General features: G+C 50.1%; 8 protein-coding genes. 1 reads left to right on the forward strand and 7 read right to left on the reverse strand.

Going from position 1 to position 13,607, the window contains the following annotated elements; genetic code table 11:
• Positions 1 to 4: 4 nt before the first annotated feature.
• The 7 genes from ACMGDE_RS17200 to ACMGDE_RS17230 all read right to left on the reverse strand — a co-directional run bounded on the left by ACMGDE_RS17200 (position 5) and on the right by ACMGDE_RS17230 (position 12,418).
• On the reverse strand, positions 5 to 1,459 hold the full coding sequence (locus ACMGDE_RS17200; protein ID WP_436834058.1) for a RagB/SusD family nutrient uptake outer membrane protein: 1,455 nt from the start codon (positions 1,457 to 1,459) through the stop codon (positions 5 to 7).
• An 11-nt stretch (positions 1,460 to 1,470) separates the two neighbouring features.
• Positions 1,471 to 4,647 carry a SusC/RagA family TonB-linked outer membrane protein gene (locus tag ACMGDE_RS17205; RefSeq protein ID WP_436834059.1) on the reverse strand — a complete coding sequence of 1,059 codons (3,177 nt, stop codon included), beginning with the start codon at positions 4,645 to 4,647 and terminating at the stop codon, positions 1,471 to 1,473.
• 97 nt (positions 4,648 to 4,744) lie between these two features.
• A complete protein-coding gene (locus ACMGDE_RS17210) occupies positions 4,745 to 5,905 on the reverse strand; it encodes a sialidase family protein (protein WP_436834060.1) in 1,161 nt (386 codons plus the stop codon).
• 15 nt (positions 5,906 to 5,920) lie between these two features.
• The gene (locus ACMGDE_RS17215) at positions 5,921 to 8,929 is read right to left on the reverse strand and encodes a sulfatase-like hydrolase/transferase (protein WP_436834061.1); all 3,009 of its coding nucleotides are present in this window, start codon (positions 8,927 to 8,929) and stop codon (positions 5,921 to 5,923) included.
• A gap of 181 nt (positions 8,930 to 9,110) precedes the next feature.
• Positions 9,111 to 9,815, reverse strand: a complete 705-nt coding sequence (locus ACMGDE_RS17220) for a FadR/GntR family transcriptional regulator (RefSeq protein ID WP_436834062.1) — start codon at positions 9,813 to 9,815, stop codon at positions 9,111 to 9,113.
• Positions 9,816 to 9,919: 104 nt separating this feature from the next.
• Positions 9,920 to 10,687: an SDR family NAD(P)-dependent oxidoreductase gene (locus ACMGDE_RS17225; RefSeq protein ID WP_436834063.1), complete on the reverse strand. Its 768-nt coding sequence runs from the start codon at positions 10,685 to 10,687 to the stop codon at positions 9,920 to 9,922.
• An 18-nt stretch (positions 10,688 to 10,705) separates the two neighbouring features.
• Positions 10,706 to 12,418 (reverse strand): IlvD/Edd family dehydratase, encoded by a 1,713-nt coding sequence (locus ACMGDE_RS17230; RefSeq protein ID WP_436834064.1) that lies wholly within the window; start codon positions 12,416 to 12,418, stop codon positions 10,706 to 10,708.
• A gap of 178 nt (positions 12,419 to 12,596) precedes the next feature.
• On the opposite strand from ACMGDE_RS17230, the gene ACMGDE_RS17235 reads away from it, so the two are divergent.
• Complete coding sequence (locus tag ACMGDE_RS17235; RefSeq protein ID WP_436834065.1) at positions 12,597 to 13,607, forward strand: DHH family phosphoesterase; 1,011 nt, start codon at positions 12,597 to 12,599, stop codon at positions 13,605 to 13,607.

Raw genomic sequence — 13,607 nt, forward strand, 5'->3', positions numbered from 1 at the left:
CCCATCAATACCCGGGTGTTTGAATAATGTTGGGATTCGTATTGATCGAGTTGTTATGTACTGGCCAAAGCAAGATATTTTGCTCGCTTTCGCGACCCGCCAAACTCGACACCTCATCAAACACGACACCGAACCGGATCAAATCCCACCAGATCTTCCCTTCCGATACAAACTCTTTCTTGCGTTCGTTCAAAATATCGTGATCGATCTGCTCTGATGAGCGGCCTGTAGAATAGAAATTTGCGGTGCCATAAGCCCGCTCAGCGACGATATTCAACCGCTCCAAAGCCAAGGGCGAATTACCCAGTGCATTTTCAATCTCAGCACTCATCAGCAATGCATCCGCATACCGGTAGACGACAATGTCTGCGTCGAAAACGCGTGTTTGGTTCTGCCAGCTGCCCGCATATTTGTTGATCCATTGAAAGGTGGCATCCTTTGGCGCATCGAAAAAGGTTTCAAAACTGACGTTTGTCCGCTGATCATCTTCGTTTTCCGACAAAAACGCCTTGTAATCATCCGTCAGAAAAATCCACTGTTGGTGGCTGCCTACCTTGATCGGATTTTCCACGTATTCGGTCGATATGTACTGGAGCGGCACCAAGTGATCTGCCGGATATCCGCCGGTATACTCATCCATCACATAGCTCCAAGCAAATACGATTTCCTGATTGAGTTCGCTGCTAAACACACTCGAAAAGTCTGACATCAACGCATAATTTGGATTGTCCAGTACCGCGTCGACCGCCTGCTTCGCTGAATTTAAAGCAGCATCGCCCCCTCCCCTTACCTTAGCCATCCACAGATAATAATCGGCCTGCAACAAATTGATTGCCGCCTTGGATGCCAGATCGCGATCGGTCACCTCCTCGGGCATCAGGGAGTTTGCGGCCTCCAGGTCGGCTCGCACCTGCTCAAATACCAGATCAGCCGGGTCACGCGAAGGGTACAGATCTTCCTGTTGCCCGGACTCAAAACCGTTCAGTAATACCGGGGCGTCGCCCCAAATGCGGCCGATCCAATAATAGCAGAAAGCACGGACAAACAGTGCATTCGCTAATACCTTATTTTTATCAGCTTCATTGACAAACGAGATGTTCGGCGTATATTTCAGGATAAGATTGCAATCGTTGATCGTCGTATACAGGTTTTGCCAATTGGAATGGGCATGCGTACTGTTCAACTGGTTGGTAAACGGGTCGCTGTAAGTTGCATTAGTAGCCAGACCCCGACCCCATAAGCCGGAGCGATACTCTCCCCAGAAGATATAGGCATCCGAAAACGCGAAACGCATCTCGTTGTAGACACCATACATCGCTGCAGTAGCATCGCTTTCATCCGCCCACATGGAGTTTGCCGTAATGGCACTCTCCAGATCGACGTTCAACTTATCATGACACCCATGAGACACCAATGAACAAGCAAACACGCCGATAAAGAAATATAACTTGGTTTTCATAATTCAGAATCTTATAATGTGATTTTAGCTCCAAATGAGAATCTTCTGATCGGAGGATAATTGTAGTACGATGCATTGTAGGTGGTCGAAGCCCCCACTTCCGGTGAAATCCCCTTTCCCTGCACGGCAGAGAAATAATGCAGGTTGTTCCCAGATAATGTCAGTGTTAAATCCTTCACTCCGAGCTTGCTGAAAACTTTTTCGGGCATACGGTATTGGAGCGTCACTTCCCTGATGCAAAGGTAATCGCCTTTATAATTAAAGACATCGGATGTCCTGGAAAAATTCGAGTTTCCAGCATCGGGATCATTGGCCGTAAACCGGGCATACTTCGTATCGTCACCCTCCTGCTTCCAACCCTTCATCACTTCATCCACTAAGGTATAGTTATTGGCAAAGGTATTCATGAAGTACCGCATGTACGCATTATGATTGATGGAATGACCTAATGCCCAGTCTACAAACACATTCAGGCTGAAGTTTTTATACGAAAAGGAGTTATTCAACCCGCCTGTGGTGTGTGGTACGGTCACACCGAGTTCGAATTGGTCCATGCTGTTAATTCGTCCATCACCGTTTCGATCCATCCATTCGTAATCGCCCGGCAGCTTACGTCCCCGGATGCTTTGACCATCCGTTGGATCCCATCCTTTTGCACTCTCGTCGTACCGCGCATTGGCAGCCTCTTCTGCATTTTGCAGGATGTGATCTACCCGGTAACCCGTATACCGATACAGCGGCTCCCCTTCAGCGGTACCGCCGAAAGCCGTTCCATCGGCTAAAGTGATCCCACCGATACGATTCCGGTCGCGGCCATTATCAGGCAGTTCCAATACCTTGTTTTTGACAAAACTCCACGTCAGTTTGGATTCCCAAGAAAATGCGCTCGTTTCGATATTCCTGGAGGTGAGTTCAAGATCATATCCATGGAACCGGACTTTGCCGATGTTGGTCTGCACATTGTTGAATCCAGCAGTATTCGGCAACTCCATGCTGAATAGCAGATCTTCCGTGATTTTGTTAAAATAGTCCGCACTGATTGAAATCCGGTTATTGACAATATTCAGATCGAAACCGGCATCGAGTTGCGTTGAGGTTTCCCAGGTAAGGTCCCTATTCGGCATAGAGGAAGTTGCACTGCCCACGTTCCCAGGCACGATACCCGCATTTCCGTTGTATCGCGCGTCAGTGGCATACCTGCCTAATGCATCATATAAGCCGATCGAATTATTACCGGTCTGTCCATAGCTCGCTCTCAATTTCAAATAATCGACGACATTGCTATTCTCCAAGAAATGCTCATCCGAAACCACCCATCCCGCAGAAACACCGGGGAAAAAGCCCCAGCGATTTTCTTCTGCAAACAACGAAGAACCGTCGTACCGGAAAGTAGCCATCAGGAGGTATTTTTTGAGGTAGTCATAAGAAAGGCGACCGAAGTAGCCAATCAATACCTGCTCCTCGAAGTTGCTGTCCGCTCCGGTTTTATTAGGTCCTGCTGTGAGCGTCGGCACCTTATCCGAGCTGGCCCCTGTCGCACTGGCTGAAAAGGTCTTATTGTCAGTTACCTGATAGGAATATCCGGCCATCCCGGATAGCGCATGCTGGGTGCCAAAGGTCTCATCGTATGAGAGGTATGCATCTATTTTGGTTCTTCCCAATTCACCAAACTCAGATTCGGTGGTCCTAAGCCCGCTGAATTCATGCGCTTTTTCGAAATAATCAAATTGCGTCACATGATTATAATTCGAAACCTGGACATTCGCTTTCAACTGGTCCAAGATACGGTAGTCCAACCCGCCTATCAATGAAAGCCGCCTGTCCTTATTTGCTTGGTCTCTTGTATAATCCCACCAAACGGGATTAGGAGAAGACGCATTATAGCCTGGTGTTGGCCTCCCATCTGCGTAGTATATTTTCTGGGTAGCCGGAGTAGCCAGCCCCCGGGCGATCACGTTCATCTGGTTTTCGAACTGGCTTGATCCCGTTGAGGAAAAGTCGATGGCCGTGTTCACGTTTAGTCTCTCCGAAATTTTTACATCCGTTCTGGCGCGCGCGCTATACCGGGAATAACCGGTACCTAAGGCTACACCCGCGTCGTCCGTATAACCACCACTCGCGGCATACCGAAGATATTCATTGCCCCCATCGATGCCCAAGTAATAATTCTGCCAGAGCACATCGCGGTACATCAGTGATTGATAATCGTTATCTTGATAGATCAGCGTTCTGCTCGGGTCCAGCGGATCCGGCATCGAACCATAACCAGCCGGTACGGATTCGCCTTCGTTCAGGTAACGCGTCGAATAAATGGAATTTTCATCGTTCGCGGAACTGGCGGAATAGCCGGAGGAATTATTGTATTGCGGATTGGGACTCAACGCAACAGCTGGCCTCACTGTATTGATATAGTCCCGCGCATTCATGAAATCGATCAGGGTTTCCGGCTCCTGATGCGCAAGGCTTACATCGAAGGTGATCCGGGGCGCCTGCGAAGCCGAACCTTTCTTTGTCGTGATCAACACTACCCCGTTGGATGCGCGCGAGCCGTAAATGGCGGTAGAAGCAGCATCTTTCAGTACTTCAATCGATTCCACGTCGTTGGGGTTGATGCCGGAAAAAGCCCGCTCCACACCATCTACCAGTACCAACGGATCATTGGATTTATTGATAGACGACCCACCCCGTATTCGGAAAATGGCATCCGCCCCCGGTGTGCTGTTTGCCTGATACACCCGCGCACCGGCGATTTTACCTTTTAGTCCCTCACCCACCGTACTGATGGGTATGTCCCGCAGTGCCTCTCCGCCGATCTTGGTAATGGCCGATGTAATGGTTCGGCGCGACTGCGTTCCGTATCCCACCACGACGACTTCTTCCAAACTCTCGTTTGCCTCAGCTAGCGTAATGTTGACCTCGTTTGACGACGGTATAGCCGCTTCCGTTACTTCAAACCCGACGGTTGAAAAAACAAGAACTCCTCCCGAGGATGGAACACGGACCTGAAACGCACCGTTTTCATCGGTAGTGGTCTTCACCTCCGAATCTTTCAGCGAAACCGTCACCCCTTCCAGCGGCTTTCCGTCAGCTCCGCTGACGGTGCCTGCGACCCTCCTGTCCTGTGCGGAGACGTGACTCGAAAACACGATGCCGCACAGAAAAATAAAAAATAAAAAAATAGACCTCATAACTCAGTTAATTAAATATAGGAAATTGGTTATTATGTAGAACATATCAACAAATATAAAACTTGCAACGCGACAGTTCCAAATATTTATGCAGAAATCACTCTTTTAGCGCATCCATAGTCGTCCGCCTTAAGACAAGCGACCAATCATCGTCCGGAGATTCCTTTTTTTCAAATAAGCAATATATGGTGCCATCCGGCCCCACGGCCATATCGGAGTAACCAGAAATACCGTCATAAATCACCCGTTCAGTTCCCCATGCCTTGCCACTGTCCTCACTGGCCTTTAATGTTAGGTTTTGACGGGGGTGTTTCGGCAGGTGTTCACTATCCGGGTTCAAAAAGATCAAATAATCCGTTCCTTGATAATCAACCCCCAAAATACTCGACATGCAAATCGGCTCAAATAACGCTTCATCGTATGCTGGAGTAGTCCATCCCGAAATTCCGTCTTTACTGAAGCTGACGCCCTTACGCCTCTTTTCCGATTCGTTTCGGATGCTCAACATTACCGTCCCGTCCGGCAACTGAACAGCCATCGTCTCACTGGGGTTTTTGAAGCCTTCAACTTCAGGCACCATTGCCCCCCGCTGCCAGGTCTTCCCGCTATCATCACTATAAATGGTCGCAATACGCGAAGGCCGATGGCTCCGATGCGGCGCTAATTTATCGGAGTTGGCAAGCCAGACAGGCACCAAGAGTCGTCCACTTTTAAGCTGGATGCTATGACCGGGACCTGGAGCTAAGACTTTCCAATCGTAATCTGTTTTAAAAGCCTCAAAGGTTGGCGTAATGTTCAACGGTGGTGCCCAGGTAAGACCATCATCCGTTGACTGGGTATAGTATGCATAGGCATAGTCGCGCTGATAAAGCAAGTGGATGGTTCCGTCATCTCCCACTATCGGGGTTGGATTGTCTGTTGGTTTATTTCCAGCTCGTTCGGCAACGACCTGTATAGGGCTCCAGGTACTACCCCCATCCTCACTCCTCCGCAGCAATAAATCCATATCCGCCCAGTCACTCGCGCTTTCAATTCGACCCGCCGCAAACGCCAGAAGCGTTCCCTTTTTGGTAAGCACCAACGCTGGAATACGGGTAGATGAATACGCTCCGGCCGTGGGTTCAAATACAACCACCTCATTTTGTACAGCTTGTGCACTTTGCCTAATTTGGGCACTCGCAACAGGCACATGCAGGATGCACATTATCAAAACCGCTACTACCATCCATCCGATCTTATACGTCGTTATTTTCAACATGAGTTATTCAATTATTCAATTATTGGAAATCTGATCGATGTCAACCCGCTGGAACACCAAATCCGCTTGGCTGCTCTCATACAGGATGCCTACATGTCCTTCATCCACGGCTGTCAGGCATGAGTATCCCCTACTTCGGCCTTCGTCCAACAAAATCCAATGTTGCGCTGGCCAGGTCTTCCCACGGTCGTGACTGATTTTAATGGTCATGTCCTCACGGAATTGTTTCGAGTTCGGATTGGAAAATAATAAAATTGCTCCATGGTTGTACAAGCTCGCCATGCATACAGGCTCCGGCAGTGCATGAAACGATGATGAATGCATCGTCCACGAGTTTCCAAGATCGTTGGTTATCGCAACGGCCCGTCCGTTGTCGTCACCCGATTTTCCCTTGTTTGCACTGAACCGCATGTTCAACATCAAGCTGTTGTCCGTCAGTTGAGCAACAGCACACTCCGTTGTGCCCGAATATGCCGGATTACTTGTTTTCCAGGTGATCCCCCCATCCGTACTGTAGGTAATGTTTGAAAAGGATTCGCCGTTTTTATTCCGCCCTTGGGTAGGAAATACCAGCGTACCATCAGCCATCGTAATGCCATTGCCCGGGGCGGGCGCCCACAGCCACCATTCCGCTTTCTTGCACATCCGCGTCAGGTTAGTCGGCTTGCTCCAGCTTTTTCCGCCATCGGTACTCTTTACGATCAGGAACTGTGCGGTCTGCCGCTCGCCGAAGCCCGGCTGTGAACCTTTGTTGCGCCACTGGTGATTCCAATCGTCACTCTTCTCGGTCAGCCCTTCTATCCACTTGCCTGCTTCGTTGATCACGCCATGCATCCAGAGGCCGGCGATATAGATCGTATTCGTGTTTTTATCTACTAAAACACACGCATCGGACACGCCGTTGAATTTTTGAGGCAGGCCGTCCCATTCGTCCATGTCGAGAACGATCTGAAGGGGTTCCCAAGATTGGCCATTGTCGCTACTTCGATGCAATCCGATATCCATATGCCCCTGCAAATCCCGGGCACTTTCATATCGGGCATCAAAGATTGCCAACAACGTCCCATCATTGGTTCTCGCCAAACCAGGAATCCGCGCCGTATGCACACCATCTTGCATATGCTTCCGCACGGCCACCCCCACCCGCTGCCGGATCGGTTGTGCAGGCGGACTTACCTCAATCGTTTTTCCACCCACGCGCAGCGATACGCAGCGGGCCGCAACCAAATGGTCCAGGTTCGTCGACGGCGACAGCTCATACGATACCCACAGGTAATTATCCCCCGGCTGCAACAGTTGGCGACCGGTCATTTGTACTGCCTGCTCACTGAGCTTAGACTCACCGAAAAGCGGTTTCTGGATCTCGTTCATGTTTCCAGCGACTGAATCGGTTCCATAATAATAGACCCGTACTGCCGATATATCGCTCAATTGGGTAGTTCCTTCTGTCGTAAGTTGGATTTCCTCCAGCCAAGCGTCCTCAACCTCTTCCGGCACTGCTACCTTAATCTGCAATACCGGATTGTTGTTCTTATTAATTAATACAGGTACCTGCCATTGGCTTTGTGCCGCAGGAGGTAGTACATATGCTGGATTGATCGGCGGCATTTGCACGCCGGTTTCCTTGCGCCAGGTTTCCAGCATGCTCAAGAGCGCCGCTGCCGTGTCTTTGTTGACCGATGCCAAATTGCGCGATTCGGTGATGTCTGACTTCAGGTCGTACAATTCCAGCATGCCGTCTTCGAGCGATTCAATCAGCTTCCAGTCGCCATACCGGATCGCACTGAGCGGGGCAGACGGGTTGGGATGGCCGGTTCCGACGTAGTTCGGAAAATGCCAATAAAGCGCGTCCCGTGCCAGCGTCCCCTTTTGTTTAAGTACAGGGAGGATACTGATGCCATCCTTATGTTGATCAGGCAGCAGGGGCAATCCTGCCATCTCCAATATACTCGGGTAGAGGTCGGTCGTAATCACCGGCACTTCCGAAACCGATGCCTTGTCCGTGACCCCCGGCCAGCGGATGATCAACGGCACGCGGATCCCACCTTCGTAGAAATTACCCTTATTGCCCCTGAATGGATAGTTCGATGTCTGCCTGCCGAATCCGCCGTTATCAGAGGTAAAGATAATGATGGTGTTTTCGGCCAGCCCGGACGCCGCCAATTTTCCCATGACGGTCCCCATGCTGGCATCCACGCTTTCAATCATGGCGGCATAAGCGGGCTTCACGTGTCCTTTCAGCGAATCCGGAGTCTTCCTTTCATAACGTGCCTGAATGTCCTTCTTTGCCTGAATAGGTGTATGCACGGCGTAGTGAGACAAATACAGAAAAAAGGGCTTATCACGGTTGCTTTCTATAAAATCCACTGCTTCTGCGGTCAACCGATCGGTCAGGTATTCCCCAGGCTTACCATCGGGAAGTGTGTTCCATTCTACCCAAGGCTGCCCTTCTGCCATCCGCCACCGGGCGTGGTATGGATAGAAATGTTCGCCCGTATGCCCGTGGTGATTGCCCCCGATGCTGACGTCAAAGCCCTGGTATTCGGGGTAGTAGGCCGGATCATCGCAGACATGCCACTTGCCGATACTCGCCGTAGTATAGCCATCTGCCTTTAAGGCCTCTGCGATCGTCTCTTCTTCCAACGGAAGATTCATTACATAGTCCGCATCTTTCAGCGGTGTACCCTTGCCTTCGTCGATGCGTTTATAACCCTGGATCGGAATAGCATGGGTAATATGCAAACGGGCGGGATTTTTGCCGGTAAGCAAACTGGCTCGGGTTGGCGAGCAGAGCGTACTGCTCGCATAAGCATGTGTAAACCGCATGCCCGATTTCGCTAATCGGTCAATGTGTGGTGTTTCGTAATAATCACTGCCGTAACAGCTGACATCGCTGTATCCTAAGTCATCGACAAGAAAGACGATGATATTCGGTCTTCGCGGGGACTGGGTATTTTGTGCAACAGCGCAGGCTGAAAAGCACGCGCCATGGAATAGGCATAAAATCAACAGCGCTAACCGCATCGTGTTATAGAGTTTATGAATTGGTTCTACATTATTATGTAGAACATAACAACAAACATACGTGCTTTGCTTTTATATTTCCAAATTATTTTCAAAAAAAAATTCTTTGCTAACGAGTGCAATAACCCGTTGGGACTATAACCTTAAACCGATAAAATGGGGGTGTTTGGTTTAGCGCGTTTTATTTGCCAACGCGCTCAAAATGCGGACCGAGATGTTCTTTCATCCCCTGCCGGAAATCTTCGGGGCCACCGGTCTTTAATAATTCAAGCAGATCCCGGTGCGTCACTTTGCCCACTTTGGCTTCGCCGTTGATTTTGGCTTCCTCACTGACTACATATTCAAATACGGGCAGCAACATATTCTGAAATCGCCTGAAGGTATCATTTCCGGTCATCTGGTAAAGTTTGCCGTGGAAAGCAATTTCGTATTTGACCTTGAAAGGTTTCTGCACTTTATTCACCTCTTTATTGACAATCTGCTCAAGCTCTTTCAGGTCCTGTTCGGTCATTCGGGCGTATAGTACATCTGCTAACCCCATTTCGAGCACTAACCGTAACTCGAACAGGTCTTTTAAGGTCTTCTGATCCAATATCAGCGGGTCCATTACGCGTTCAAATCCCCCGAGGATATCGGGTTCTGCGAGCACCATGCCCCGCTTTTTCTTGGTTTCGATCATGCCGAGCATCCGCAGCCTGCTAAGCGCTTCGCGGACCACGTTGCGGCTTACATCCAGAGCTTCGGCCAGTTCGAGCTCCTTGGGCAATGCATCACCCGGTTTGAATGCCTTTTTTTTCAAATACTCGCGTAACCGTATTTCTACCACGTCGGCCATGGTGGTCGATGCAATCTTCGCTATATCTTTGCTTAAACTTTTACTCGGCATCTTTGGAAATGTGTGCAAACAAAAATGCACTATTTTTTTGTGATTATGTAGGACAAAATAAAATTCAGGACCTGTATCGCATTTATTAAAACGTTGAAATGCCGCTATTCATACGGTGATGGGCTCACCGAACTCCACCCCCCATCGATGACAAGTGTCTGACCGGTAATGTGTCTGGCCTGATCGCTGACCAAAAATGATACCGCTGCTGCGACATCCGCTGGCGTGCCGGCCCTGCCCATCGGCGTAATTTCAGCCCAAGTGGCGGCGTAGGAATCGTCTTCCGCTGTTCGCTCGGTCAGCGTAGCTCCTGGCGCGACAGTATTGACATTGATCCCATAGGGTGCCAATTCCAGCACCAGGTGTTTGGCCAGCAACTCCAATGCCGCTTTTGACATGCCGTAGGCCGCCAGGTTTTTGTGGGCTTGGCGGCCGGTCACGGACGACATAAATAACAGTGATCCACCGGTTCCTTGTTGGATCATTCGTTTTGCGGCTTCCTGCGCTAAAAAAAAAGTTCCCCCGAGGTTGACCTGCATCACGCGGTTAAACGACTCGGGTGAATAATCCAGAAAATCGCCGAATAACGTGATCCCTGCATTGGCGACGACAATATCCAAGGTTCCGGTCTCGGTTACTGCCGAATTGACCAATTGCTTAATGAACGCCAGATCGCCCGAATCACCGGGACAGGCGATGCAACGGCCGATGGCTTCGATGCGGCGCTGGGCATTTTCTGCCAGCGACTTGTCAATGTCGTTTAATAATACGGTCGCCCCTCCCGATGCCAATTGCCGGCATATTTCAAAGCCGATCCCCTGTCCTGCTCCCGTCACGATGGCGGTCTTACCGCTGTATGTTGCTGAAACCATTATTTATCCTGCTTAATATCAATGCGAATCGCGCGAAACTTCGCTTCCGGAACTGCCCTTCAAAAAGTCAAAATCCGCCCCGAGATGGGCTTGCTCCACATGGTCTACATATAGTTTGGCGTACCCCCTGGTAAACGGTTGCGTAGGATAAGTCAATGACACGCGCCGCCGTTCCAATTCCGCATCATCCACCAGCAGATCGAGTTGACGATTAGGGACATCCAACCGGATAAGATCACCATTCGCCACCAATGCAATTGTTCCTTGTTCGGCAGTTTCCGGCGAGACATGGAGTACGACTGTACCGAATCCCGTTCCACTCATCCGCCCATCGGAGATCCGCACCATATCGGTGATGCCCTTTGCAAGCAACTTCTTCGGCAATCCAATATTGCCCACTTCAGGCATGCCCGGATAGCCTTTTGGACCCACATTTTTCAAAACCAATACGCTGTTTTCGTCCACATCCAGGTCGGGATCGTCGATTTTCCTTTTATAATCTTCAATATCTTCAAACACCACTGCCTTGCCGGTATGTTGCATCAATTGTGCGCTCGCGGCCGAAGGCTTCAGCACGGATCCTCCTTCGCAAAGGTTGCCCCGCAAAATCACCACCCCCGATACGTGATTAAACGGCTGCTCGATATCCGAGATCACGGCGTTATTGAAACTCCGCCTATTGGCAATGTTCTCACCTAGGGTCTTGCCGTTCACCGTCAGGCAGTCGAGATGCAGGTGTTTGCTGATGGTATTCATCACTACCGGCAGACCGCCCGCGTAGTACAGGTCTTCCATGAAATATTGTCCAGACGGCTGCAAGTTGGCTACAAGGGGTATGTCGCGTGAGAACCTGTCAAAATCGTCGATCAACAGCGGCACGCCGATCCTGCCGGCGATTGCCAGCAGGTGGATGACGAAATTCGTCGAGCCACCTATCGCAGCATTGACCCTGATCGAATTTTCAAAGGCCTGGCGTGTCAGTATGGCCGACAATCGGAGGTCATCACGCACCATCTGCACGATGCGCCTGCCGGATAGCTGGGCAAGCACTTTCCGGTTCGCATCCGCTGCGGGTATGGCCGCGTTGCCCGGCAGGGAGAGCCCTAATGACTCGACCATGCAGGCCATTGAAGATGCGGTGCCCATAACGGCGCAATGCCCCTTGCTCCTGCACATGCCTGCTTCCGCCAGATTCAGCTCTTCTTCGGTCATGATACCGGAGCGTACATCGTCAGAAAACCGCCATACATCGCTCGTGCCGATGTCCCGGCCATTGTATTTACCCGTAAGCATGGGTCCGCCCGAGACCACCAATGTGGGCAGGTCTACACTGCAGGCACCCATCACCAACGAAGGGGTGGTTTTATCGCAGCCGCATAGCAATACCACCCCGTCAATGGGATTGGCCCTGATGGATTCTTCTACATCCATACTGACCAAGTTGCGGAATAGCATGGCTGTAGGTTTCACCAACGTCTCACCCAATGACATGACCGGAAATTCCACCGGATAACCCCCGGCTTCCAGCACGCCGCGTTTGACGGATTCGGCCAATTCCCTGAAGTGCCCGTTGCAAGGGGTCAGTTCAGACCACGTGTTGCAGATGCCTATGATGGGTTTTCCCCTGAATTCGTCGTCGGGTATCCCTTGGTTCTTCATCCACGCTCGGTAGATAAAACCGTCTTTGCCGGTTCTACCAAACCATTCCTGACTTCTTAATGGTGTTGACATTTGGAATGTACTAAGTTTATCATCAGTCGTACCGCCTTTAGCCGGATACGTGTCCAAAGCTATAAAAATTTGTTTTATTGAGAAACTCCAACACACAGTTGATTTTTTTCGATTTCACTTCCCAAAAATTCCTTAATCGATTTTTTTATTAGTAGGTTTGCACACTTTTAACAGTTGAATGTTTACACCGGAAGCGCTTAAGGGGGAACTGGCCAAACCAAAGCATATCGTTGTCACCACCCACCACAAACCCGATGGAGATGCGTTGGGATCTTCATTGGCCATATATCATTGGTTGAAGACCAAAGGTCACTGCGTACACGTGATTGTGCCGTCAGATTTCCCGGCTTTTCTGGACTGGATGCCGGGGCGTTCGGACATCCGGATATATACCGAAGACAAAGCGGCCAATGACGCGCTGATCGGCGGAGCTGAGTTGATTTTCTGCCTTGATTTCAATGGACTTCCACGCATCCATGCCATGGAGGAGGCTGTCAAGCAGGCGACCGGTATTAAAGTCATGATTGACCACCATCTGGAACCCGAAGGTTTTGACGACTATCGGCATTGGGATAGTCAGGCAGCGGCATCCGCACAGCTGGTCTATGACTTTATCGTCAATGTGATGAGTGATCACGCGGCCATTACGTCTGATATCGCTACCTGCCTGTATACGGGTATCATGACCGACACCGGTTCCTTCCGGTTCCAGACCACCACCCCATCGGTGCATCTCATTATAGCTGACCTGATCACGTTGGGCGCCAAAAACTGGTTAATACATGAAGCGGTTTACAATAGTTATAGCGAAAATCGATTGAAATTCCTCGGATTTTGCTTACTGAACCGGCTCGAAGTGCTGCACGAGTACCGAACGGCACTGTTCAGCATTTCCCGTCAGGATCTCAACCGTTTTCAGATCACCACAGGTGATACCGAGGGATTGGTTAATTACGCATTAGCCATTAGTGGCATGAAGCTTGCCGCGTTAATTGTAGATCGTACTGAGCAGGTCAAACTGTCGCTGCGGTCTATCGGTGAGTTTCCCTGCAATGAAGTCTGCAAAAAATATTTCAACGGAGGCGGACACCGTAACGCTGCGGGTGGGAATTCCCACGATCCGCTGGACAAGGTGATCGCTACATTCAAATCGATATTACCGGAGTATAAAACACTTTTAACAACATAA

Origin of the sequence: Parapedobacter brassicae, from assembly GCF_051400755.1 — a bacterium.
Taxonomy (GTDB): domain Bacteria; phylum Bacteroidota; class Bacteroidia; order Sphingobacteriales; family Sphingobacteriaceae; genus Parapedobacter.

What these genes read in the sequence shown, in the direction of transcription:
- ACMGDE_RS17225 (WP_436834063.1), bottom strand. Translation starts at nt 10,687, where the DNA reads ATGGTTTCAGCAACATACAGCGGTAAGACCGCCATCGTGACGGGAGCA.
- ACMGDE_RS17205 (WP_436834059.1), bottom strand. Translation starts at nt 4,647, where the DNA reads ATGAGGTCTATTTTTTTATTTTTTATTTTTCTGTGCGGCATCGTGTTT.
- ACMGDE_RS17235 (WP_436834065.1), top strand. Translation starts at nt 12,597, where the DNA reads ATGTTTACACCGGAAGCGCTTAAGGGGGAACTGGCCAAACCAAAGCAT.
- ACMGDE_RS17215 (WP_436834061.1), bottom strand. Translation starts at nt 8,929, where the DNA reads ATGCGGTTAGCGCTGTTGATTTTATGCCTATTCCATGGCGCGTGCTTT.
- ACMGDE_RS17220 (WP_436834062.1), bottom strand. Translation starts at nt 9,815, where the DNA reads ATGCCGAGTAAAAGTTTAAGCAAAGATATAGCGAAGATTGCATCGACC.
- ACMGDE_RS17230 (WP_436834064.1), bottom strand. Translation starts at nt 12,418, where the DNA reads ATGTCAACACCATTAAGAAGTCAGGAATGGTTTGGTAGAACCGGCAAA.
- ACMGDE_RS17200 (WP_436834058.1), bottom strand. Translation starts at nt 1,459, where the DNA reads ATGAAAACCAAGTTATATTTCTTTATCGGCGTGTTTGCTTGTTCATTG.
- ACMGDE_RS17210 (WP_436834060.1), bottom strand. Translation starts at nt 5,905, where the DNA reads ATGTTGAAAATAACGACGTATAAGATCGGATGGATGGTAGTAGCGGTT.